17 protein-coding genes are annotated in these 22800 nt (G+C 73.0%); 2 read left to right on the forward strand and 15 right to left on the reverse strand.

Annotation, left to right across the window (positions count from 1 at the left end):
* Nucleotides 1-12: 12 nt before the first annotated feature.
* The 9 genes from ACWCXX_RS25685 to ACWCXX_RS25725 form a co-directional block, all read right to left on the reverse strand.
* Nucleotides 13-1116, reverse strand: coding sequence for a pseudouridine synthase (locus ACWCXX_RS25685; RefSeq protein WP_451131074.1), 1104 nt, complete (start codon nt 1114-1116; stop codon nt 13-15).
* Complete coding sequence (gene scpB / locus ACWCXX_RS25690) at nt 1116-1763, reverse strand: SMC-Scp complex subunit ScpB (RefSeq protein WP_451131076.1); 648 nt, start codon at nt 1761-1763, stop codon at nt 1116-1118. Before scpB ends, ACWCXX_RS25685 begins: the two co-directional genes overlap by 1 nt.
* Nucleotides 1760-2905 (reverse strand): segregation/condensation protein A, encoded by a 1146-nt coding sequence (locus ACWCXX_RS25695; protein ID WP_451131117.1) that lies wholly within the window; start codon nt 2903-2905, stop codon nt 1760-1762. The genes scpB and ACWCXX_RS25695 overlap by 4 nt, the downstream gene beginning before the upstream one ends.
* Nucleotides 2906-3361: 456 nt before the next feature.
* A complete protein-coding gene (locus ACWCXX_RS25700) occupies nt 3362-3952 on the reverse strand; it encodes a hypothetical protein (RefSeq protein ID WP_451131119.1) in 591 nt (196 codons plus the stop codon).
* Nucleotides 3949-5067, reverse strand: a complete 1119-nt coding sequence (locus ACWCXX_RS25705) for a ParA family protein (RefSeq protein WP_148833898.1) — start codon at nt 5065-5067, stop codon at nt 3949-3951. Before ACWCXX_RS25705 ends, ACWCXX_RS25700 begins: the two co-directional genes overlap by 4 nt.
* Nucleotides 5068-5468: 401 nt before the next feature.
* Entirely contained in the window at nt 5469-6584 is a 1116-nt protein-coding gene (gene ald, locus ACWCXX_RS25710) for an alanine dehydrogenase (protein ID WP_451131121.1), read from the reverse strand.
* 143 nt (nt 6585-6727) lie between these two features.
* A complete protein-coding gene (locus ACWCXX_RS25715; protein ID WP_451131079.1) occupies nt 6728-8791 on the reverse strand; it encodes a tetratricopeptide repeat protein in 2064 nt (687 codons plus the stop codon).
* Between the two features lie 271 nt (nt 8792-9062).
* Nucleotides 9063-9689: an NUDIX domain-containing protein gene (locus ACWCXX_RS25720; RefSeq protein ID WP_451131081.1), complete on the reverse strand. Its 627-nt coding sequence runs from the start codon at nt 9687-9689 to the stop codon at nt 9063-9065.
* 89 nt (nt 9690-9778) lie between these two features.
* Entirely contained in the window at nt 9779-11461 is a 1683-nt protein-coding gene (locus ACWCXX_RS25725) for a CTP synthase (RefSeq protein ID WP_451131083.1), read from the reverse strand.
* Between the two features lie 405 nt (nt 11462-11866).
* Here ACWCXX_RS25725 and ACWCXX_RS25730 point away from each other — a divergent pair, with 405 nt between their 5' ends.
* Entirely contained in the window at nt 11867-13669 is a 1803-nt protein-coding gene (locus ACWCXX_RS25730; RefSeq protein ID WP_451131123.1) for a glycoside hydrolase family 15 protein, read from the forward strand.
* 121 nt (nt 13670-13790) lie between these two features.
* Here ACWCXX_RS25730 and ACWCXX_RS25735 read toward each other — a convergent pair whose 3' ends face one another.
* Nucleotides 13791-14744: a GNAT family N-acetyltransferase gene (locus ACWCXX_RS25735; RefSeq protein ID WP_451131085.1), complete on the reverse strand. Its 954-nt coding sequence runs from the start codon at nt 14742-14744 to the stop codon at nt 13791-13793.
* 111 nt (nt 14745-14855) lie between these two features.
* Nucleotides 14856-15746, reverse strand: coding sequence for a sulfurtransferase (locus ACWCXX_RS25740; protein ID WP_451131087.1), 891 nt, complete (start codon nt 15744-15746; stop codon nt 14856-14858).
* A gap of 312 nt (nt 15747-16058) precedes the next feature.
* Here ACWCXX_RS25740 and ACWCXX_RS25745 point away from each other — a divergent pair, with 312 nt between their 5' ends.
* The gene (locus ACWCXX_RS25745; RefSeq protein ID WP_451131089.1) at nt 16059-17684 is read left to right on the forward strand and encodes a PucR family transcriptional regulator; all 1626 of its coding nucleotides are present in this window, start codon (nt 16059-16061) and stop codon (nt 17682-17684) included.
* A 20-nt stretch (nt 17685-17704) separates the two neighbouring features.
* Here ACWCXX_RS25745 and ACWCXX_RS25750 read toward each other — a convergent pair whose 3' ends face one another.
* From ACWCXX_RS25750 to ACWCXX_RS25765, 4 genes are all read right to left on the reverse strand, one after another.
* On the reverse strand, nt 17705-18802 hold the full coding sequence (locus ACWCXX_RS25750) for a glycosyltransferase family 4 protein (protein WP_451131091.1): 1098 nt from the start codon (nt 18800-18802) through the stop codon (nt 17705-17707).
* 222 nt (nt 18803-19024) lie between these two features.
* Complete coding sequence (locus ACWCXX_RS25755; RefSeq protein ID WP_451131093.1) at nt 19025-19789, reverse strand: hypothetical protein; 765 nt, start codon at nt 19787-19789, stop codon at nt 19025-19027.
* A 252-nt stretch (nt 19790-20041) separates the two neighbouring features.
* Nucleotides 20042-21769 (reverse strand): DNA repair protein RecN, encoded by a 1728-nt coding sequence (recN, locus tag ACWCXX_RS25760; RefSeq protein WP_451131125.1) that lies wholly within the window; start codon nt 21767-21769, stop codon nt 20042-20044.
* A 124-nt stretch (nt 21770-21893) separates the two neighbouring features.
* The gene (locus tag ACWCXX_RS25765) at nt 21894-22799 is read right to left on the reverse strand and encodes an NAD kinase (protein ID WP_451131095.1); all 906 of its coding nucleotides are present in this window, start codon (nt 22797-22799) and stop codon (nt 21894-21896) included.
* Between the last annotated feature and the right edge of the window lies 1 nt (nt 22800).

Here is a 22800-nt window from a genome sequence, read left to right on the forward strand (position 1 = left end):
GGGCGGGGACTGCTACAGGCCGACCTCGCGCATCAGCATGCCCACCTCGGTGTTGGTGAGGCGGCGCAGCCAGCCGGACTTCTGGTCGCCCAGCGGGATCGGCCCGAAGGAGGTGCGCACGAGCCGCTCGACCGGGAAGCCGGCCTCGGCCAGCATCCGGCGGACGATGTGCTTGCGCCCCTCGTGGAGGGTGACCTCGACCAGGTAGTTCTTGCCGGTGTTCTCGACGACCCGGAAGTGGTCGGCGCGGGCGTACCCGTCCTCCAGCTGGATGCCGTCCTTGAGCCGCTTGCCCAGGTCGCGCGGGAGCGGTCCCTGGATGGCGGCCAGGTAGGTCTTCTTCACCCCGTACTTGGGGTGGGTCAGGCGGTGGGCCAGCTCGCCGTGGTTGGTGAGCAGGATGACGCCCTCGGTCTCGGTGTCCAGCCGGCCGACGTGGAAGAGCCGCGTCTCACGGTTGGTGACGTAGTCGCCGAGGCACTGACGGCCGTCCGGGTCCTCCATGGAGGAGACGACCCCGGCGGGCTTGTTCAGCGCGAAGAAGAGGTAGGACTGGGCGGCGACCGTCAGGCCGTCGACCTTGATCTCGTCCTTGTGCACGTCGACGCGCATGCCCTGCTCGACGACGATCTCGCCGTTCACCTCGACGCGGGCCTGCTCGATCAGCTCCTCGCACGCGCGGCGCGAGCCCATGCCGGCACGGGCGAGGACCTTCTGCAGCCGCTCACCCTCCTGCTCGGCGCCCGGGTGGGTCTTGGGCGTCCTGATCTCGGGCTTGTTCGCGTACCGGTCCCGGTTGCGCTGCTCGATCTTGGCGTCGAGCTCGCGGGGGCGGGACGGGGTGCTCCGGCGGCCCTGGCCCCCGCTCCTGCCGCCGCCCTGCGCGGCCTTCGGACCGCCCTTGGCACCGCCGCGGGCCGCGGCGCCACGACCCTTGCGGGGGCCGTCGCCGCTCCTCTCGTCGGTGGCGCCCACGTCGTAGCGGCGCTCCTCGGGCCTGGGCCTGCGAGGACGCTGCTCCTGCTTGCCGTCACGGCCCGCGCCGGCACCCCGGGGATTCCGGTTGCCGCCGCTCCTGCCGCTGCCGCTTCCGCTGTTCCTGCCACTGCTTCGCATCAAAATTCCGTCTTGTCGTCTGCGTGAGTATCCGGGGTGTCCGGTGCGTCCGGATCGAACGACGGCACACCCTCTGGTGTCTCGGCCTCGATCGCGTCCGCCTCGGGGAGGAAGGGCGCGAGCTCCGGGAGCTCATCCAGGCCACGCAGGCCCATCCGCTCCAGAAAGTAGTTCGTCGTCCTGTACAGGATCGCACCTGTTTCGGGTTCCGTGCCCGCCTCCTCGACGAGGCCCCTCTGCAGGAGGGTTCGCATGACCCCGTCACAGTTCACCCCGCGCACCGCCGAGACCCGCGAGCGGCTGACCGGCTGGCGGTACGCGACCACGGCGAGGGTCTCCAGCGCCGCCTGGGTGAGGCGGGCCTGCTGGCCGTCCAGGACGAAGCTCTCGACCGCCTCCGCGTACTCGGGGCGGGTGTAGAAGCGCCAGCCGCCCGCCACCAGCCGCAGGTCGAAGCCCCGGCGCTGGACGGTGTACTCGTCGGCCAGCTCGCGCAGCGCGTCGGCGACCGCCCGGCGGGGCCGTTCCAGCACCTTGGCGAGGTGCTCCTCGGTCGCGGGCTCGTCGACGACCATGAGGACGGCCTCCAGCGCGGGCTTGAGGTCGAGATCCGCGACGGTGGAGCCGGTGGTGTCCTGCTGACTCATGCCTTCACATCCTCCTGGGCGTCCTGCGCCTCGGTGTCGAACTCGTCCGTGACCACGGGCTCGTTCCCCTCTCCCCCGGCCCAGCGCACCAGGAGTTCCCCGAGCGCCTCGTCCTGGTCGAGCGCGACGGCCTTCTCCCGGTACAGCTCCAGCAGTGCGAGGAACCGGGCGACGACGGTCAGGGTGTCCGGCGCGTCCTCGGTGAGCGTCCGGAAGGTGGCCTCCCCCGCCTCGCGCAGCCGCGCCACCACGATCCCGGCCTGTTCCCGCACGCTGACCAGCGGCGCGTGGATGTGGTCGACGTACACCTGCGGCTTGGCTCTGGGCTGCATCGCCTTCACGGCCAGCCGGGCGAATCCTTCCGCCCCGATGCTGATCGCGACCTCGGGCAGCAGCTCGGCGTGGTGCGGCTCCAGGCCCACGGTCCGCGGGAAGCGCCGCCCCTCCGACTCCAGCCGCTCGCTGAAGATCTCCGCGATGCGTTTGTACGCGCGGTACTGGAGCAGCCGGGCGAAGAGCAGGTCGCGCGCTTCGAGCAGCGCCAGGTCCGCCTCGTCCTCCACCTCGGCGGCGGGCAGCAGCCGGGCGGCCTTCAGGTCGAGCAGGGTCGCGGCGACGACGAGGAACTCGGTGGTCTGGTCCAGGTCCCAGTCCGGCCCCATGGCCCGGATGTGCGCCATGAACTCGTCGGTGACCTTGGACAGCGCCACTTCGGTCACGTCCAGCTTGTGCTTGGAGATGAGCTGGAGGAGCAGGTCGAACGGCCCCTCGAAGTTCGCCAGCCGAACGGTGAACCGCCCGTCCTCGACGGCTTCGCCCTCCGCCTCCGGCTCCTCGTCCCACTCCTCGACCCCGGCGGCCCCGGGCTCACCGGAGACCTCGGGCTCCGGCGCTCCGGCCCCGGACGTCTCCGGTACTGCCGGTGCTTCCGGTACTGCGGGGGCTTCCGATGCTTCCCGTGCCGAGGGGGCCCGGGGTGCTTCCGGGGCCGCCGTCGGGTGCGCGGGGGCCGTCCCGTCGGCGGGGAGGGGCGGTGCGGCGCCGGTGGCCGGGCCGCTCGCCCGCTCCGGTGCGGGCCGGCCCCCCGGACCGCGCCCCAGGGGGCGGCGAGGGGGGCGGGCTGGCTCGTCGGTCGTCGGCATGAGGGTCCAGGGGCTGCGGGACACGGGCGTGGCCGTACGGAAGGGGCCGGACCGCTCGACCGGCGGCCCATCAGCAGGCTAACGCCCTGGGGGCGATAGGGAGTGGATCAGCGAGCGGCGTCATGCGCTCCGAATCCAGGGCGAAGCCGAGAGGTCGGGGATCCAGGGCGAAGCCGAGAGCCTGGGGGAAGGAGCCGTCGCGACCGACGACGACGCGGGAGGCGGAGTCGCGAGGTGTCGGGAAGCCCGTCCCCATTGCTTCTCGGGGCGTGAGGGCTGCCCCGCGGTCCCCGGCGGCCCGGCGCGCGGCGTCGGACGCGGCGCACCGCGGGCCGGGGACGTTCGCGTACGGCCGTGCGGGACGTTCTTCCGGCGGCTCTCGGCGACGCCGGGGCGCCGTCGTGCGTCCACCGGGGCCACGGGACGGGACCGCGGTCCTCGCCGGTGCCCGCCCCGTCAGCGGCCGCGCAGCCGCCGTACGAGGATGCTCGCGTCGCCCCGCGACTCCAGGTCCGCGAGGACGACGGCGACCGCCTCACGGACGATCCGCCCGCGGTCGACGGCCAGCCCGTGCTCCCCGCGCAGCACGAGGCGCGCGTGCTCCAGGTCCATCAGTTCCTCGGCCGAGACGTAGACGGTGATCTTCTCGTCGTGGCGTTCGCGGCCGCTGGGCCTGCGGTTCGCTCCGCGCCCGCCGCGCCTGCGCTGCGGCTGGACCGCGGGGGTCGCCTCCGGCGCGGCCGACGGCGCGGGCTGCTGGGGCCTGCGCCCCGTCTGCGCGGCCACCGCGCCCCGGTCGCCCTCGCCGCCGCGGCTGCGCGACTCCGCCGCGTCGGCGTCCGCCGCGGAGTGCTCCTCGCGCGGCGCGGCCGCGGTTCCCTCCGCCGTGTCCGTTCCGGTTCCGTCCGCCCCGGAGTCGCTCTCACCGGCGGGACCGGGCACCCGGGCCTCGCCGTTCGCCTTGCGCCGCCGGTCCGCGGGGGACGAGGCCTGGAGCCCCATCCCCCCGGTGGTACGGAACAGTTCGTCGGCCCCGGGCAGACTCACTCGGCGTGACACCGGGCGAGCACCTCCCTGGCGAGCTGGCGATAGGCGGCGGCACCGACGGAGTTGGAGGCGTACGTGGTGATGGGTTCACCGGCGACCGTGGTCTCCGGGAAGCGCACGGTGCGCCCGATGACCGTGTGGTAGACGTGGTCGTCGAACGCCTCGACGACGCGCGCGAGAACCTCACGGCTGTGCACCGTACGGGAGTCGTACATGGTGGCGAGGATGCCGTCGAGCTCCAGGTCGGGGTTGAGGCGCTCCTGGACCTTCTCGATGGTCTCGGTGAGCAACGCCACACCGCGCAGCGCGAAGAACTCGCACTCCAGCGGCACTATGACCTTGTGGGCGGCCGTCAGGGCGTTCACGGTGAGCAGGCCCAGCGAGGGCTGGCAGTCGATCACGATGTAGTCGTAGTCGGCCATCAGCGGCTTCAGGGCGCGCTGCAGCGTGGACTCCCGGGCGACCTCGCTCACCAGCTGCACCTCGGCGGCGGACAGGTCGATGTTGCTGGGCAGCAGGTCCATGTTGGGGACCGCGGTCTTCAGCAGGACCTCGTCGGCCGACATGCCCCGCTCCATGAGCAGGTTGTAGACCGTGAGGTCGAGCTCCATCGGGTTGACGCCGAGCCCGACCGACAGGGCTCCCTGCGGGTCGAAGTCGACGAGCAGGACGCGGCGTCCGTACTCCGCGAGCGCGGCACCCAGGTTGATGGTCGACGTGGTCTTGCCGACGCCGCCCTTCTGGTTGCACATCGCGATGATCTTCGCGGGACCGTGGTCGGTCAGCGGGCCCGGGATCGGGAAGTAGGGCAGGGGCCGACCGGTCGGGCCGATCCGCTCGCGGCGCTGGCGGGCAGCGTCGGGCGCGAGGGTGGCCGCGTACTCCGGATCGGGTTCGTACTCGGCGTCGGGGTCGTAGAAGTGCCCCTGGGGCACCTCGTCGAAGTCGGCGAAGCGGGCGGTCTCCCGGCCACTCTCGTTGCCGGCCATGGCGTTCACGTGTAGGCCGTCCATCATCTGGGGGGCTGTCGTCATGTGCTGTTGGGTGGAGAAGGCGCGGACAGCGACGGAGCCGACAGCCTCCAGCCCGTTCGGGCTCTGGCCCCGCGCAGGCATCCCTGGTTGTACACCCCCGGGAGTAAATGTCGACTCATTCACAAGTCGTCTTACCTCCTTGGATGTGACCAGGAAACTTATCGATAGGTCAGCGTGGCACCATGCCGACGATTGGCGACTCTATGGCGTGTCACCGCTTCGCAGCAACACAATCCGCCGGACCCGGCCGGATGTGTCGGCAATCGAACACCTCCCTGTCAAGGGCATGCGGCCATCACGGCGCACTTTTAACCGGTGTACGAATCGGTTGAAGAGTTACGTTCGAGACGAGTTGAACGCGCTCCGCACGGCTCCCGACATGCGTCCGGCCGGACCTTGCTCGGCAAGGTCCGGCCGGACGCATGAAGTTGACGGGAGGCGGGGCACCTCCTCGCCACGCCCTTCGGGCTGTCGGGGAGACGTCAGCCGAGGAGCGAGCTCAGCTCGACGTGCTCCAGGCCGTGCGCCTCGGCCACCTCGCGGTAAACGACCTTGCCGTCATGGGTGTTGAGGCCCTTGGCGAGCGCGGCGTCACGGCGCAGCGCCTCGGCCCAGCCGCGGTTGGCGAGCTCCACGATGTACGGCAGCGTGGCGTTGGTGAGGGCGTACGTGGAGGTGTTCGGCACCGCGCCCGGCATGTTCGCGACGCAGTAGAAGACCGAGTTGTGGACCGTGAAGGTCGGCTCGGCGTGCGTCGTCGGGTGCGAGTCCTCGAAGCAGCCGCCCTGGTCGATCGCAATGTCGACAAGTACACTTCCGGGCTTCATCTTGGCGACGAGCTCGTTGGTGACCAGCTTCGGGGCCTTCGCGCCGGGGATGAGCACGGCACCGATGACGAGGTCGGCCTCGACGACCGCCTTCTCCAGCTCGAAGGCGTTGGAGACGACCGTCTGCACCTTGGTGCCGAAGATCTTGTCCGCCTCGCGGAGCTTGTTGATGTCCTTGTCGAGCAGCGTGACGTGGAAGCCGAGACCGACGGCGATCTGCGTGGCGTTCCAGCCGGAGACGCCGCCGCCGATGACGACGGCCTTGCCGGCCGCCGTGCCCGGGACGCCGCCCGGCAGCACGCCGCGGCCGCCGACCGAGCGCATCAGGTGGTAGGCGCCGACCTGCGGGGCCAGTCGGCCCGCGACCTCGGACATCGGAGCGAGCAGCGGGAGCGCGCGGCTCGCGGTCTCGACCGTCTCGTAGGCGATGGCGGTGGTGCCCGACTCGAGCAGTGCGTCGGTGCACTCGCGGGAGGCGGCGAGGTGGAGGTAGGTGAAGAGCGTCTGGTCCTTGCGGAGGCGGTGGTACTCCTCGGCGACCGGCTCCTTGACCTTGAGCAGCAGGTCGGCGGTGGCCCAGACCTCGTCGGCGGTGGGCAGTATCTGCGCCCCGGCGGCCACGTACTCCTCGTCCGTGATGGAGGAGCCTGCACCGGCATTCTGCTCGACGACGACCTGGTGGCCGTGGCGGACGAGCTCGTTCACACCGGCAGGCGTGATCGCCACGCGGAACTCGTTGTTCTTGACTTCGCGGGGGATGCCGACCTTCACGTCGATCACGGTCCTTGGCTCAGAGAGTTACCCGGGCATACCCATACATACCCGGATAGACACTACGTAAATGGAGACACCGCGAACGCACGCGGTACAGCCAGTCTAATGAAGGGTTTCGTACTGTCTAGCCTTACAAAGCATTATTTTTCTGTCGCCGTACTACGGATTTCGCAGGTCACATCCTTCTTGTCCAGCAGCCTGTCGGCCACTCCCCGGTGCAGCCCGGCCGCGGCCGGGTCGCCGAGCCGGTCGAGGGTGTCGGCCAGCCGGAGTTCCAGCGCCGCCTGCAGCCGCACGTCACCGGCCCGCCTGGCCCACTCGACGGCCTCCCGGCAGGTGTGCAGCGACTCGTGCGGGCGGCCCGCGTACTCCTGGACCCGCGCCGCCTCGCTCAGCGCCCGCGCCTGGGCGGGCACGTCGCCGAGCCTGCGGTACCCCGCCGCCGCGGCCCGCCAGTTCCGCAGCGCCTCGCCGTACCGCCCGGCGTAGGTGTGGACGGCGCCGAGTCGCCCGTACAGCCGTGCCTCGTCGGCCCGCTCCCCCTGGGTGAGCCGCTGCGCCAGCGCCCGGCCGTACCAGTCGGCGGCCCGCTGGTAGTCGCCCAGCTCGGCGTAGGCGCCGCCTACGGATTCCATCGCGCGGCCGGTGGCGTACGGGTCCTTCGCCTCCCGTCCGGCGTCCAGCGCGGCCCGGTACCGGGTCAGCGCCTCCCGGGTGCGGCCGGTCCTGGCGTCGAGGTCGGCGAGGTTGAGGAGCGCGGCGGCCCGCTCGCGCGGCAGCTCGCGCCGCTCGGCGACGGCCAGCACCAGACCGTGCAGCCCGTACAGGTCGGGGGCGGCCGCCTCGGTGCCCTGGTGCACGGCCAGCGCCCGCACCAGGGCGGCCACCAACCGCCTTGCCAGCGTGTCGAGTTCACCGTCCTCGACGGCCATCGCCGCCGCGGCCAGCAGGGCCGGGCGGCGGGTCCGCAGCCAGGCGGCGGCCGCCTCGGGGCCGGGGAAGCGCAGCGAGCTCGGCAGTCCGGCGAGCTTGCGGCGGGCCGGGGAGCCCTCGGGCTCGGTGACCGCCCGGCAGGACTGCAGCAGCCGTACGGTCCGCTCCAGCAGCCGGGCGCCGGCGAGCTGGATCTCCGCCGGGCGCTCCCGGGCCTCCAGCAGCGCCCGCAGCAGCGGGGCGAGGCAGCCGGGCAGCTCGTACTGCGGCCGGTCGGCCCCGTTGCCGCGCAGCAGCCCCAGGGCCACGAAGTCGTCGAGGGTCCGCTGGGCGGCCGAGACGGAACAGCCGGCCAGCGCGGAGGCGGTGTGGGCGTCGACGAGTCCGGCGGGGGCCAGGGCGAGCAGGCGCAGTATCCGGGCGGCGGTGGGCGGCAGGAAGTCGTGGACCAGCCGGAAGACCCGGGCCAGCGGGCGGGAGCCGGTGGACTGCCCGGTTTCCTCCGGCAGCTCGCGCAGCTGCCCGGTGATGTCGGCGACCGACGTCATGGGCTGGGCGGCGAGCAGGCCGGCGACCATGACCAGGGCGGCCGGCAGCCCGCCGCACTCCTCTGCCAGGCTCTCGGCGGTCCGCGGGTCGACGGTGATCCTGACCTGCCCGATGGTGCGGGCGAGCAGTTTCACGGCGGCGCCCGGCTCCAGACCGCCGATGGTGCAGGGGCGGACGTCGGGGATTCCGGTCAGCGGACCCTCGGAAGTGGCGACGACCAGGCAGTCCGGGTTGTCGGGCAGCAGCGGGTCCACCTGTTCCGCGTCCGCCGCGTCGTCCAGGAGCAGCAGGACGCGGCGGCGGGCGAGCTCCCCGCGGAGCAGTTCGGAGAGTTCGTCGCCGTCCGCGCCGGGCGGTCCCGTCACCCCCAGCCGGCCGAGCAGTTCGCGGGCGGTGCGCTCGGTGGGAACCGGCATGCCGTCGGGGTCGGCGAGTCTGGCGTGCAGCAGTCCGTCGGGGTGGCCGCCCTCGGCGAGCAGTCCGCGGGCGAGTTCACCGGCGAGCGCGGTGCGTCCGGAGCCGGGGCGTCCGGCGACCAGCAGGACCCGGGCGCGGGCGGCCTTGCGGCCGGCCAGGGTGTCCAGACCGGTCCGTTCGATGTCGGCCCGCAGTTGCTTCAACTCGCGGTCGCGGCCGAGGAGTCGGGGCGGGGCGGCGCCGGACGACTCCTCGGTCCCCGCCGCCTCGGCCGGGCCGCTGGTGTCCACCGCCTGATCCGTCACGGGCCACGCTCCACTTCGCTGCACGCGTCGCCCGCCGGGGCTCCGGTCAGGGCGTTCCGAGCGTAGTTCAGGCGCGTGGACGATTCCGGTGGAGCGCGACGCGAAGGTCCCCCAATCGGATCATCATCTTTTCCGATCAAGGGACTTCACCGGCGTGTTCGGCGGCCCGCCGGGGTCCCGGCCATCTCGTTCCCGCTCGTTCCCGCTCGCGGCCGCGAGGAGCCGCCGGTGCCCGCGACCCCCCGGATCCCTGTCCGGTACCCCTCCCCCGTCAGGCCTCGAACGGGCGGGCGGGCCACGGCGCCTCGGCCGGGCGCAGCGAGTCGACCCCGTCGCCCGCGAGGACCGCCGCGAGCGAGAGGACGCCCACCACGAGGCAGTTGTTGTGCAGCTCCCCCGCGAGCACGCCCCGCACCAGCTCCTGGAGCGGCACCCGGGCCAGCTCCATGTCCGCCTCCTCCTCGGAGACCTCGAAGCGCTCCCCGTCGGCCTCGGAGAGGTTCCGGGCCAGGAAGATCCGTACGGCTTCGTCGCAGCCGCCCGGCGTGGTGTAGACGTCGGTCAGCACCCGCCAGTCCTCGGCCTTGGCGTACGCCTCCTCGTACAGCTCGCGCTGGGCGGCGTGCAGCGGGTTCTCGCCGGGGACGTCGAGCAGTCCGGCCGGGATCTCCCAGAGCTTGTGGCGCACCGGGTGGCGGTACTGCCGCAGCACGAGGACCCGGCCCTCCCCGTCGAGCGCGAGCACGGCGACCGAGCCCGGGTGGACCTGGTAGTCGCGGCGTACGACCGTGCCGTCCGGCATCACCACCTCGTCGGTGCGGACGCTGGTCTTGTTGCCGGTGAAGGGCGTCTCGGTCGCGGTGACCTGCCACTCCTCGGGCGTGTCCTGGAAACCCATCTACGTCCTCCCACGAAAAACAGAAACCGGGGCACGCCTCCTCGAAGGACGCGTACCCCGGTCAACGTTAATGCCTGTGCGGCGCCGGACTACTTGCCCGAGGCGGCGCCCCGACCGTCTTCGGCCCCACGGGTCTTGCGCTCGACGGCCGCCTTCACCAGGCCCGCGAAGAGCGGGTGCGGGCGGGTCGGGCGGGAGCGGAGCTCCGGGTGCGCCTGGGTGGCGACCAGGTAGGGGTGGATCTCGCGCGGGTACTCGACGTACTCGACGAGCTTGTTGTCCGGGGAGGTGCCGGAGAAGACCAGACCGGCCTTCTTCTCCAGCTCGGCCCGGTAGGCGTTGTTGACCTCGTAGCGGTGGCGGTGGCGCTCCTCCACGTACGGCTGGTCGTCGTACGCCTCGCGGACCAGCGAGCCCTCGGCGAGCTTCGCCGGGTACAGCCCGAGCCGCATGGTGCCGCCCAGGTCGCCCGCGCCCTCGACGTACGCCAGCTGCTCCTCCATCGTCGAGATGACGGGGTGCGCGGTGGCGGCGTCGAACTCGGTGGAGTTGGCGTCGGGGATCTCGGCGAGGTTGCGCGCCGCCTCGATCACGATGCACTGCAGGCCGAGGCAGAGGCCGAGCAGCGGCACCTTGTTCTCGCGGGCGTACCGGATGGCGCCGATCTTGCCGTTGACACCGCGGTCGCCGAAGCCGCCGGGGACGCAGATCGCGTCGACGTCGGAGAGCTGCCGGGCGGCGCCGGCCGGGGTCTTGCAGTCGTCCGAGGCGACCCACTTGACCTTGACCCGTGCCTTGTTGGCGAAGCCGCCGGCCCGGATGGCCTCGGTGACCGAGAGGTAGGCGTCGGGCAGGTCGATGTACTTGCCGACGAGCGCGACGGTGATCTCGTGGTCGGGGTTGTGGACGCGGTCCAGCAGGTCGTCCCACGTCGTCCAGTCGACGTCACGGAACGGCAGGTCGAGCTTGCGCACGACGTAGGCGTCCAGGCCCTCGGTGTGCAGCACCTTCGGGATGTCGTAGATCGACTTGGCGTCCACGCAGGCCACCACGGCGGCCTCGTCGACGTCGCACATCAGCGAGATCTTGCGCTTGATGGCGGTCGGCACGTCGCGGTCGGCGCGCAGCACGATGGCGTCGGGCTGGATGCCGATGTTGCGCAGGGCGGCGACGGAGTGCTGGGTCGGCTTGGTCTTGAGCTCGCCGGACGGGCCGATGTAGGGCAGCAGCGAGATGTGCACGACGAAGACGTTGTCCCGGCCGACCTCGTGGCGGACCTGGCGGACGGTCTCCAGGAACGGCAGCGACTCGATGTCCCCGACCGTGCCGCCGACCTCGGTGATCACGACGTCGACGTCGTCGGTGGCCATGCGGCGGATGCGGTGCTTGATCTCGTTGGTGATGTGCGGGATGACCTGCACGGTGTCACCGAGGTACTCGCCGCGCCGCTCCTTGGCGATCACCTGCGAGTAGACCTGGCCGGTGGTGACGTTGGCGGAGCCGTCGAGGTCCACGTCGAGGAAGCGCTCGTAGTGGCCGATGTCCAGGTCGGTCTCGGCGCCGTCGTTGGTGACGAACACCTCACCGTGCTGGAACGGGTTCATCGTGCCCGGGTCGACGTTCAGGTAGGGATCGAGCTTCTGCATGGTGACCCGGAGGCCGCGCGCCTTGAGCAGGGCGCCGAGGCTGGAGGCAGTCAGACCCTTGCCGAGGGAAGAGGCGACACCCCCGGTGACGAAGATGTGCTTGGTCGTCGTGGATGTGGGCTGCATAGCCAAAGGGGGCTCCCGTGGTCGCGATCGTGAGGTGCGTACCGGCGTTCCCGTCCGGAGACTTTGGAGGTGCCGTCGCTGCGGTTCGGGGGCCTCGTCTGCGGTTGCGGACGACCACCGGTCCACGGGCTACCAGGGTATCAGCGCGGAAGGGAGCCCGCTTCCGACGCCGTCCGGGCGCCCACCTCGCATGATCACCACGAGTGTCCACGCACACACCCGTTCGGGTCAGACCGGTTGTCAAGACAGTCGCGCAGATCATCGGAGTGCGTCGTATCCTGCTCGGACACTTGCCCCGGGCGAGGTGACACGTTCGCAGGTTTCCCCACCACAACCCCTTGCGACCACCTCTTGACCCGCAGTAATGCCCTACGGGGCGACATGGCCGTTCGACTGGAGACGCACGTGGCCGGGCGCATCGAGGATTACGCACTCATCGGAGACATGCAGACCGCCGCCCTGGTCTGCCGGGACGGCACAGTGGACTGGCTGTGCCTTCCCCGCTTCGATTCGCACGCCGTCTTCGCGGGACTGCTGGGTACCGAGGAGCACGGCTTCTGGCGCCTGGGCCCCGCGCGGGCGGACGGCACCGAACCGCAGGCCGCGGACCGCCGCCGCTATCGCGGTGACTCCCTCATCCTGGAGTCGGAGTGGGACACACCCCGCGGAACGGTCCGGGTGACCGATTTCATGCCGCCGCGTGACGGTGCGCCGCAGGTGATCCGGATCGTGGAGGGGATCAGCGGCCGGGTGCCGATGCGCTCCGAGCTGCGGATGCGGTTCAGCTACGGGCGGGTCACGCCCTGGGTGCACAAGGTCGACGGCCGCACGGTCGCCGTTGCGGGCCCGGACTCCGTCTGGCTGGACACCCCCGCCGACACCTACGGCGAGAACCTGACCACGTACTCCGACTTCACGGTCGCGCCGGGCGACCGGATCGCGTTCACGATCAGCTGGCAGCCCTCGCACCGCGAGCCGCCGGGCCTGCCGGACCCGGAGGGTTCGCTGGACGCGACCGCGGACTTCTGGCGCGAGTGGGTCGAGCAGTGCACGTACCACGGGCCCTACCGGGAGGCCGTGGTCCGTTCCCTGATCACCCTCAAGGCGCTGACGTACGCGCCGACCGGCGGCATCGTCGCCGCGCCGACCACCTCGCTGCCGGAGGACATCGGCGGCTCCCGCAACTGGGACTACCGCTACACCTGGCTGCGCGACGCCGCGATCACTCTCTCCTCGCTGCTGCGCACCGGTTACCGGGAAGAGGCCCGCGCCTGGCGCGAGTGGCTGCTGCGGGCGGTCGCCGGCGACCCGGAGAACCTCCAGATCATGTACGGGATCGCGGGCGAGCGCGAGCTGGGCGAGGCGGAACTGGACTGGCTGCCCGGCTACGAGAACTCGGCCCCGGTCCGGGTCGGCAACGGCGCGGCGGGCCAGCTCCAGCTGGACGTGTACGGCGAGGTCACCGAGGCGCTCCACCTCGCCCACATGACCGGCCTGACCCGCAACGACTACGCGACCGGCCTCCAGCTCAAGCTGATCGAGTACCTGGAGAAGCACTGGGACGAGCCGGACGAGGGCATCTGGGAGGTGCGCGGCCCACGCCGCCACTTCGTGCACTCGAAGGTGATGGCCTGGGTCGCCGTCGACCGCACCATCAAGCTGATCGAGTCCGGGGACGCGGAGGGTCCGCTGGAGCAGTTGCGGGAGCTGCGCGACGAGATCCACCGGGACGTCTGCGAGCGGGGTTACGACCCGGAACGCAACACCTTCACCCAGTCCTACGGTTCGAAGGAGCTGGACGCCTCCCTGCTCCTGATCCCGCAGATGGGCTTCCTGCCGCCGGACGACAAGCGCGTGATCGGCACGATCGAGGCGATCCAGCGCGAACTGTCCACCGAGGACGGCTTCGTGCTGCGCTACCCCACCGCGGGCGAGGACGCGGGCGTCGACGGCCTGGAGGGCGACGAGGGCGCGTTCCTGGCCTGCTCGTTCTGGCTGGCGGACGACCTGGCGATGATCGGCCGGGTCGACGAGGCGCGCCAGCTCTTCGAGCGGCTGCTGGCCCTGCGCAACGACCTGGGCCTGCTCGCGGAGGAGTGGGACCCCCGGCTGCAGCGCCAGGTGGGGAACTTCCCCCAGGCGTTCAGCCATGTGCCGCTGATCGACACCGCGCTGCGCCTGACGGCGAGCGGGGCGTACGTCGGCTGAACCGGCTGCGGGTTCCCGGCCCCTGCCCTGTCGGCCCCGGTGATGTCCACCGCACGGCCGACGGGGCGGAGAGGGCCCCCCGCCCCGGGCGGTGGGGGGTCCCTCTCCGCCGCCCGGCTCCTCAGTCCGCGGTGCCGGCCTTGATGAGCGGCACGTCCCGCGTGAGCTCTTGGAACCCGACGCCGTAGTACAGCCCGCGCGCCCCGGGGTGCCCCGGCGCGCCCAGGCAGGCGACCGTCATGCGCGTGGCCCCGGCCGCCCGTGCCAGGTGCATGCCGTGCAGGAGCATCGCCCTGCCGAGGCCCCGGCGCCGGTAGCCCACATGCGTTCCGACCGGCTCGAACGCGGCGGTCCTGTTCGCCTCGTCGAGCCACATGACCGTCGAGGACGCCATCGTTCCGTCCGGCGCCTCCACCAGGACGTGCAGATCGCCGCGGTACGCCGCCGTCCGCCGGACGCACCGGTAGTCCTCGACCGTGTACGCCGAGGAGCCCCAGGCGTCCAGATGGGCCCGGACCACGGCCTCCGGCCCGGTCTCGTCGGCGGTGCGGAACCGGAACCCGTCCGGCAGCACCGGCTGTTCCAGGTCGGTGAGGTCCCGCTCGTTGAGCTGGGTCCAGGACCCGTGGTCACCGAGTGCGGCCGGGTCGGTCCCGTAGCCGTGCGCCGTCCATCGCTCCAGGGCGAACCCGTCGGCGGCGCTCGGCAGCACCGTGCGTTCGAGGCCCGCCGCCGTGCCGTCGTACCAGTCGATCACCTCGTCGACCAGGCCGGCGTGGTCGGGGTGGACCTGATACGCCAGGTAGGCGCCGGTGAGGTCCTTCACCGATCCGTCGCCCCGCCGCACCCGGTGCGGAAGACGGACCCAGCCCCACGCCACCAGGTCCCCGCCGGAGAACCACAGCCGACGCGGACGGCTCGCGCCCTCGCCGGAGTGTCCCGTGCCCCAGTTCCAGGCCAGTTCGCCGAACGCCGCGTCGCTGTTCACCAGGTCCGGGCGCACGGCGGTGACGCGCTGCGCCAGGGCCTGCATGAGCGACAGGTCGGCGGCGGTCACGGGCTCGAAGTTCGTCATGGTGCGCCACGGTGTCAGCACTCCACGAACCCGTCGAACCGTTTTCCCGCCCCGCTCCTGCCCTGCGGGAAGCCCCGCCCTGTGGCAAGTCCCGCCCTGCGGGAAGCCGGCTCAGCGCGGTGGGGCGGCGGCGTCCGGTCCGGTCGCGACGGGCAGTTCCGACGGCAGCCCCCATTCGCTCCAGGAGCCGTCGTACACGGCCGTGTCGCCGTGCCCCGCCAGTACGGCGCCGAGTGCCAGAACGCACGCGGTGACGCCCGATCCGCAGCTGAACAGCAGCCGCTCGCGCTCCCCGGCGAGGGCGGCGAACATCGCGCGCAGTTCGTCCGCCGGGCGCATCCGGCCGTCGCGCTGGAGCTCGCCGAAGGGCAGGTTGACCGCGCCCGGCATGTGTCCGGGGCGCAGTCCCGGCCTCGGCTCGGCGACCGTACCGGCGAACCGTTCCCGGGAACGGGCGTCGAGGACGGCCGCGCCGGGGTCGGACAGGGCCGCCGACACCTCCGCGCTGCCGACGAACAGCCCCGTGCGCGGCCGGGCCGTGAAGTTCCCGCGTGCCACGGCGGGCCCGGCCCCCGCGGGTTCCGCGCTCTCCAGCGGCAGTCCGGCCTCCGCCCAGGCGGGCAGGCCGCCGTCGAGGACCGCGGCCCGGTCGAAGCCCATCGCGCGCAGCATCCACCAGGCACGGGCGCTGGAGTAGATGCCCGCGCAGTCGTAGACGACGACGGTGTCGGTGTCGTTCACGCCCAGGGAGCGCAGCTCCTCGGTGAACCGGTCGGGGGCGGGCATCGTGTGGGGCAGGGGCCCGTCGTGGTCGGACAGCGCCCCGTCGATGTCGAAGGTCCGCGCGCCCGGAATCCGTTGTTCCGATTCCCGGTGCGCACCCACGGAGGCGTCGAGGACCACCAGCCCCGGGCGGGTCAGCCGCGGCCCCAGCCAGTCGGTTCCGACCAGCGGGCCGAAAAGCCCCGAACCGCTCGTGCACGCCGGTGCGTCGTCGCCCACGTCTGCTCCAGGTCCGGGTCCGATACGAGGGCCGTCCGGCCGGAACCGGGCGGCGGTCACAAGATCGCAGCGGCACCCGCCCCTGTCAACAGCCTCCCAGGGCCGCCCCGACTTCCCTGACCTCCCCGGCTCTCTCCGGTCCCCCGGCTCTCTCCGGTCCCCCGGCTCTCTCCGGTTCCCCGGTCCCCCGGTCCCCCGGTCCTCCGGTCTTCGTGGTCTCCCCGGCGGCGCCCCGGGCCGCCGGAACCGGGTACCGTCCTGAAACAGGGCGATCGCCCGTCCGATCCGAGTGGAAGCGCGAGGCCAGAGGCAGTGGAGACGCAAGGCGGAATCACCGTGCAGCGAGCCCTTGAGCTGCCGGGGCTGCGCAGCGGGCTCCCGGAGGTGGTGGCCGGCGCGGACCGGCTGAACCGTACGGTGCGCTGGGTGCACGCGGGCGAGGTCCCCAACATCGCCTCGCTGCTCAAGGGCGGCGAGCTGCTGCTGACCACCGGTCTGGGGCTCGGTACCCGTCCCGCCGAACAGCGGGCCTTCGTCCGCAGGCTCGCCGACCGCAAGATCGCCGCCCTGGTGGTCGAGCTCGGGCCGCGCTTCAGCAGGCTGCCCGCGTCGATAGTGGACGCCGCCCGCGCCGCGGGGCTGCCGCTGGTGCAGCTGCACCGCGAGGTGCCGTTCGTGACGGTGACCGAGGAGATCCACACCGAGATCGTCAACGGTCACTACGCCCTGCTGCGGCAGGCCGAGGACGTGCACCGCAGATGCACGGAGGCGCTCCTCGGCGGTGGCGGGGTGCCCCAGGTGCTGGGCATCCTGGCGGACTTCACGGCCAACCCGGTCTTCCTGGAGACGGCGGACGGCCAGCTGCTGTACGCGGCGGGCCCCGGAACGGGCACGGTCGGCGCCGATCCGCTCCAGGTGTGGGAGGGGATGCGTGGCGGCCGGGCGGCCCGCGAGACCCCGCCCACCGGCTCGGTGCTGGTGGACGTTCCGGGCGGCGGGCCCGGCACGGGTTCGGTGCGGGCCCGGCTGGTGCTGCTGGCGGTGTCCGGGCCGTTGGTGACCGTGCACCGGATGGCGGCGGAGCGGGCGGCGGGCATCCTGGCCGTCGTGCTGATGCAGGCCCGGCAGGAGGAGGAGCTCGCGGCCCGCGGCCGGGGCGACTTCCTGACGGATCTCGCCGAGGGCCGGATCGCCCCGGAGGACGCCCCGGCGCAGGCCCGCGTCCTGGGCTTCAGGCCGGGCGATATACCGCTGCTGCCGGTCGTGATGCGGCTGGCGCCCGAGCTGTCCGTGTCGGGGAACTGGGCGTTGCTGGCGCGGGCGGTACTGGAGGAGCTCGCGTCGGTGGGGGTGCCGGTGCTGCTCGGCGTGCGGCCCGTGGAGGGCCGGGTTCCGGTACTGCTCGGGCTACGGTCCGAGACGGAGCGCACGGCGGTCGCGGACCGGGTCGCGGCGGCGCTGCGGGCGGGGGTGGAGCGGGCCGGTCTGGAGCGGGCCGGGTCGCAGCCGCCGGTCGTGGTGGTGGGCGTGGCGGGCGGCTGGGCGGCGGCCGGCGCGGGGTTGCGGCACGCGGCGGAGACGGCGACGGCCGCGCACGGGCTCGGCGACCGGCCCTGGTACGACGCCCGGCGCCTCGACATCGACCTGTTGCTGTGGCGGTTGCGGGACCATCCGGACCTGGCGGCGTTCGTGGACCGGGCGATCGGTCCGCTGCGCGACCACGACCGCACCTCGCGCCCTCCGCTGCTGCCGACGCTGGAGACGTACCTGGCCCATGCGGGCCGCAAGGCGGAGACCGCGCGGGAGCTGCATCTGAACCGTCAGACGCTGTACAACCGGCTGGCTCGGATCGGTGAGCTGCTCGGCACCGATCTGGACGACCCGCAGGCGGTGCTGGCCCTGAGCCTGGCCCTGCGGGCCCGCCGCCACACCCCGTAGGAGGGCCCGGCCCGTCCGGCTCACCGCCCCCGCGTCGCCAGCGGCTGGGTCAACTCGTCGTAGATGCTGAGCACTTGGGCGATGGTGTCGTCCTCGGTGGGCCAGCTCGCGGCCTGCACCGGCCCCGCAGCCGCCAGTTGCTCGCGCCGTCGCGGATCGCAGAGCAGTCCGGCCACCGCACGCGCGAGCGCCCCGGCGTCCCCGCACGGCACGAGTTCCGCGGCGTCCCCGACGAGTTCGGGCACCCCGCCGACCGCGGTGGCGACCAGGGGCACGCCGAGTCGCAGCGCGTCCTGGGCCAGCACCGAACGCGCCTCCCAACTGCTGGACAGCACGGCCAGATCGGCCATGGCGAGGAGCCCGGTGGTGGTGGTGTCGTGGTCGTCGACGATCCGGACGGACAGCTCCTCGTTCCTGATCCGGCGTTGCAAGGCGGCCCTCTCCCGCCCCTCGCCCGCGATGACCAGCAGCGGCGCGGGGTCGAGGTCGCACCACAGCCGTGCGGCGTCGAGCAGGGTGCCGTACCCGTGATGTGGTACGAGACTCCCGTACGACACGATCAACGGCCGCTCGACCACGCCGAGTTCGGCCCTCGCCTTGTCCGCGTGGGCGGGGTCGGGCCGGCGGGGTGCGGGGGCGGAGACCGGAGCGAGCCGGGCATCGCGCGCGCCCCGGCTCCGTGCCCGGTCGACCAGTTCCGACGTCGTACCGAGCACGACCGCGGCCGCGCGGGCGGCTCTTCGTTCCATCAGGCGCAGCAGGCGTGCGCGGGCGCCCTCGGCGTGGGCGCGGACGTGCCAGGTGACGACCAGTGGGACGCCCGTGCCACCGAGCGCGAGGGAGGCGCGCACGGCGGCGTGCAAGCCGTGCGCATGGACCACGTCCGCCGTCGCGCAGGCGGCGCGCAGGGCGGCGACGGCGGCGGGATCGCTGCGTCGCGGCACGGGGGCGAAGTGGGCTCCCGTACCGGAGTAGTCGTGGGCGCGGTCCAGTTCGGCGGGGGCGCAGACGGTGACGTGCACGCCCCGCGCCACCAGCCCCGCGGTCAGCGAACCGACATGGGCGCTGCTGCCCGCGCTGCCGCCGCCCAGGACTTGGACCGTACGCAGCTGTGACACGTTGATTGGCTCCCGGGGCTCCCGAGTCGGCGGTGATTGCACCGTCAAGGATGCCAGTGCGTACGCACGTTCCGGCACGGTCGGGGCGCCGTTCCTGTCAGCATCGCAACAACGGCACACGCCCTATCACCCGCACGGGTGAGAAACCGACGCACAGTTGCCCTACGGGTGGTTGGCCTGCGGGCAGGGGCGGGGGTCCGTGCGGTGGGAGGAGCTCCTTTCTCAGCGGTCCGGCACCGTCCGGGCGAGCCGGCTGATCCGGTCCCCGTGCACCGTCGCCGCGACGAGCCCGGCCGCGTGGGCGACGAGCCCGGCCCGGCCGCCGGTCGCGACGACCGCGACCCCGAGGGCGGCGCCCAGGGCGTGGGCCCCGGCGTCCCCGAGCATGGTCCGCTCCCCCAGGTCGTCGGCGACGAGTGCCGCCACGGCCCCCATCGGCGCGGCGGTGAGCCCGCCGCGCCACAGGCCCGGCGTCCCGAGCGCGAACACGGTCGCGGCGGCGGTCGCGGGCCGCACGTCGGTCAGATTGACGAGGTGCGCGCCTCCGGCGATCACGACCGCGGCGAGCACCCGGTCGACGGGCCGTTCCCGGAGCAGCGCCCCGGCCGCGAGTCCGGCGGCCCCGATCCCGAAGAGCTTCACCGCGCCGCCGGTCACCTCGCCGTTCCGCAGCGCGCCCAGGTGGGCACGGAATCCGCGGCGCGGATCGTCCGCGCCCGCGAAGTCGTCGTACGCGCCGCAGCCGCCGGCCGCCAGTACGGCGAGCACGGCGGCGCACCGGGTGCGGGCGGGCAGGGGCAGCGCCGCCGCCCCGGCCGCGGTGCCGAGCACCGCGGCGGGCCCGGCGTACAGATCGACGGTCCGGCCCGCGTGGTTGACACGCTGCCAACCCCCGTGCGGCCGGGCCCGCAACGCCCGGTACACGCCTGTCGCGACGGCCGCCGAGACGGCACCGGACATCAGGGCCCTGCTGAACGTCACTCCCATGCGCGCCAGACTACGCAGCGCCCCGCCGGGCCCGTCCGGGCGCCCGTTCCCGTCCACGGCCCGCCGGGCGAACGCATACGACGAACCGGCCGGGTGAATGCGTACGACGGACCGGCCGGACGGATGCGCACCACGAGCCGGCCGGATGGACGGGCCCGACGCCCGCCGGGGGACGGCCAGGCGACCGGGCCCGAACCACGTATGCCCGACGCCCTCCCCCGAAGGTCCCGCTCCGACGCCCGTGAAGCCCCGCTAGCCGTCCGCCCGTGCCGCGGCCAGCAGTTCCTCCGCGTGGGCCCGTGCCGTCTGCGAGTCCTCCTGGCCCGCGAGCATCCGGGACAGCTCCCGCACCCGGTCCTCGCCCTCCAGGACCGTGACCCCGCTGCTGGTCACCGCCCCGTCGACCGTCTTCTCGACCAGCAGCTGCCGGTCCGCGAACGCCGCCACCTGCGGCAGGTGCGTGACGACGACGACCTGCGCGGACCTGGCGAGCTTGGCGAGCCGCCGCCCGACCTCGACCGCGGCCTTGCCGCCGACGCCCGCGTCGACCTCGTCGAAGAGGTAGGTGGGCACGGGGTCGGCGCCCGCGAAGACCACCTCGACGGCCAGCATCACCCGGGACAGCTCACCGCCCGAGGCCCCCTTGGCGATCGGCCGCGGCTGGGCCCCGGGGTGCGGGGCCAGCAGCAGTTCGACCTCGTCGGCGCCGGACGGCCCGTAGACCACGCTCCGGCCGTCGATCTCGATGCCGGACGCCTCGTCGGCCGCCTCGGTCTGCCGGATGGCGAAGGAGACCCTGGCGTGCGGCATGGCCAGCGAGGCCAGCTCGGCGGTCACGGCCTCGGCGAACAGCGCCGCGGCACGGTTTCGCGCATCGGTCAACGTCTGCCCCAGGACGGAGAGTTCGGCGCGCAGCGCGTCCCGTTCCGCCGTCAGCTCGCCGATCCGCTCGTCGTCGCCCTCCAGCTCGGTGAGCCGGGCCGCGCCCTCCCGGGCCCAGGCCAGCACGGCGGTGATGTCCTCGCCGTACTTCCGGGTGAGCGCGGTGAGCGCGGCGCGGCGCTCCTCGACCGCGGCGAGCCGCAACGGGTCGGCGTCCAACTGATCGGCGTACCCGGCCAGTTCGCCCGCCACGTCGGAGAGCAGGATCGAGATCTCACCGATCCGGTCGGCGAGCGCCGCCAGGACGGGGTCGTGGGTGCGCACCGCGTCCAGGGACCGGCCCGCCGCCGCGACCACGGTCGTCGCGTCGATGCCCTCGGGGTCCTCGGGGTTGCCCGCGAGCGCGGTGTGCGCGAGGGACGCCGCGGAGGCGAGCGCCTCGGCGTGGCCGAGCCGCTCCGCCTCGGCGGCCAGGTCGGCGTCCTCACCGGCCAGGGGTTCGACCGCGGCGATCTCGTCGAGCCCGAAGCGCAGCAGATCCGCTTCCTGGGCGCGTTCCCGGGCCCGGGTGGTCAGCTCGTCGAGCTCGGTGACGACGGCCCGCAGCCGCCGGTACGCCGCGGCGTACTCGGCGTGCGGCACGGCGACGCCGTCGCCCGCGTACCGGTCGAGCGCCTGCCGCTGCCGGGCGTGCTTGAGCAGCCCCTGCTGGTCGGTCTGACCGTGCACGGCGACGAGTTCGTCGGCGAGTTCGGAGAGCACCCCGACCGGCACGGATCTGCCGCCGAGATGGGCCCGGGAGCGCCCCTCCGCGGAAACGGTGCGGCTGATCAGCAGCGCGCCGTCCTCGATCTCGGCCCCGGCCTCCTCGGCCCGCAGGGCGACGGCGTCGCCGTCGGACACCGTGATCCGGCCCTCGACGACGGCGGCCTTGGCCCCGATCCGTACCAGGGCGGGGTCGGCGCGCCCGCCGAGCAGCAGCCCCAGACTGGTGACGACCATGGTCTTGCCCGCGCCGGTCTCACCCGTCACCGCGGTGAAGCCGGGTGACAGCTCCACCACCGCGTCGTCGATGACTCCGAGCGACCGTATCCGCATCTCCTCCAACACGGAGACGACCTTACGAGGTCCGGGCCCCGATGTGCGACGGACCCCGCCCCCGGCACTCACTCTCCCGTGTGTCACGAAGCATCCGCAACACCTGCGGGGGAATGTCCGTCGCTCAGTGCGGGGCGCCCCGCCACCCCGAGACCGGCAGGGCGAACTTCGCGACCAGCCGGTCCGTGAACGAGGCGTGGTGCAGCCGCGCAAGCCGTACGGGCACCGCGCCGCGGCGCACCTCGACCCGTGCCCCGGCGGGCAGCTCCACGGTCCTGCGTCCGTCGCACCAGAGCACCCCGTGCGGGGTGTGCTGCTGCACCTCGACGGCCAGCACCGAGGTGGGCGAGGTCACCAGCGGCTTGGCGAACAGCGCGTGGGCGCTGATCGGCACCATCAGCAGCGCCTCGACCTCGGGCCAGACGACGGGACCGCCCGCCGAGAAGGCGTAGGCGGTCGATCCGGTCGGGGTGGCGCAGACGATCCCGTCGCAGCCGAACCCGGTCACGGGACGGCCGTCGATCTCCAGGACGACCTCCAGCATCCGCTCGGGCGACACCTTCTGCACGGCTGCCTCGTTGAGCGCCCAGTCGGTGTGGACGAGATCGCCGTTGCTGTGCACGAGGACGTCGAGGGTCATGCGTTCCTCGACCTGGTAGGCCCGGGTGACGACCCGGTCGACGACCTTGTCCAGGTCGTCCCGTTCGGCCTCGGCGAGGAAGCCGACCCGGCCGAGGTTGACGCCGAGCATCGGCACCCCGGACGCGCGGGAGAACTCGGCGCCGCGCAGCAGCGTCCCGTCCCCGCCGAGCACGATCAGCAGTTCACAGCCGTCCACGGCCCCGGGCGTGGTCTCCGTGACCGTCTCGACGGACGGCGGCAGCGGCAGGTCGGCCGCCTCGGTGGCCAGGACCCGTACGCCCAGGCCGTTGCGCAGCAGTCCCTGGACGACCAGTTCGGCACTGCGGATCGCGGCCGGGCGGCCGGTGTGTGCCAGAAGAAAAACGGTTCGTGCCGTGTCCGTCGTCATT

This window comes from Streptomyces sp. NPDC001732, assembly GCF_053596315.1.

Coding starts and splice junctions, on each gene's coding strand:
- ACWCXX_RS25685 (WP_451131074.1), bottom strand. CDS start 1,116: ATGCGAAGCAGTGGCAGGAACAGCGGAAGCGGCAGCGGCAGGAGCGGC.
- scpB (WP_451131076.1), bottom strand. CDS start 1,763: ATGAGTCAGCAGGACACCACCGGCTCCACCGTCGCGGATCTCGACCTC.
- ACWCXX_RS25695 (WP_451131117.1), bottom strand. CDS start 2,905: ATGCCGACGACCGACGAGCCAGCCCGCCCCCCTCGCCGCCCCCTGGGG.
- ACWCXX_RS25705 (WP_148833898.1), bottom strand. CDS start 5,067: ATGCCTGCGCGGGGCCAGAGCCCGAACGGGCTGGAGGCTGTCGGCTCC.
- ACWCXX_RS25720 (WP_451131081.1), bottom strand. CDS start 9,689: ATGGGTTTCCAGGACACGCCCGAGGAGTGGCAGGTCACCGCGACCGAG.
- ACWCXX_RS25725 (WP_451131083.1), bottom strand. CDS start 11,461: ATGCAGCCCACATCCACGACGACCAAGCACATCTTCGTCACCGGGGGT.
- ACWCXX_RS25735 (WP_451131085.1), bottom strand. CDS start 14,744: ATGACGAACTTCGAGCCCGTGACCGCCGCCGACCTGTCGCTCATGCAG.
- ACWCXX_RS25755 (WP_451131093.1), bottom strand. CDS start 19,789: ATGGGAGTGACGTTCAGCAGGGCCCTGATGTCCGGTGCCGTCTCGGCG.
- recN (WP_451131125.1), bottom strand. CDS start 21,769: ATGCGGATACGGTCGCTCGGAGTCATCGACGACGCGGTGGTGGAGCTG.
- ACWCXX_RS25765 (WP_451131095.1), bottom strand. CDS start 22,799: ATGACGACGGACACGGCACGAACCGTTTTTCTTCTGGCACACACCGGC.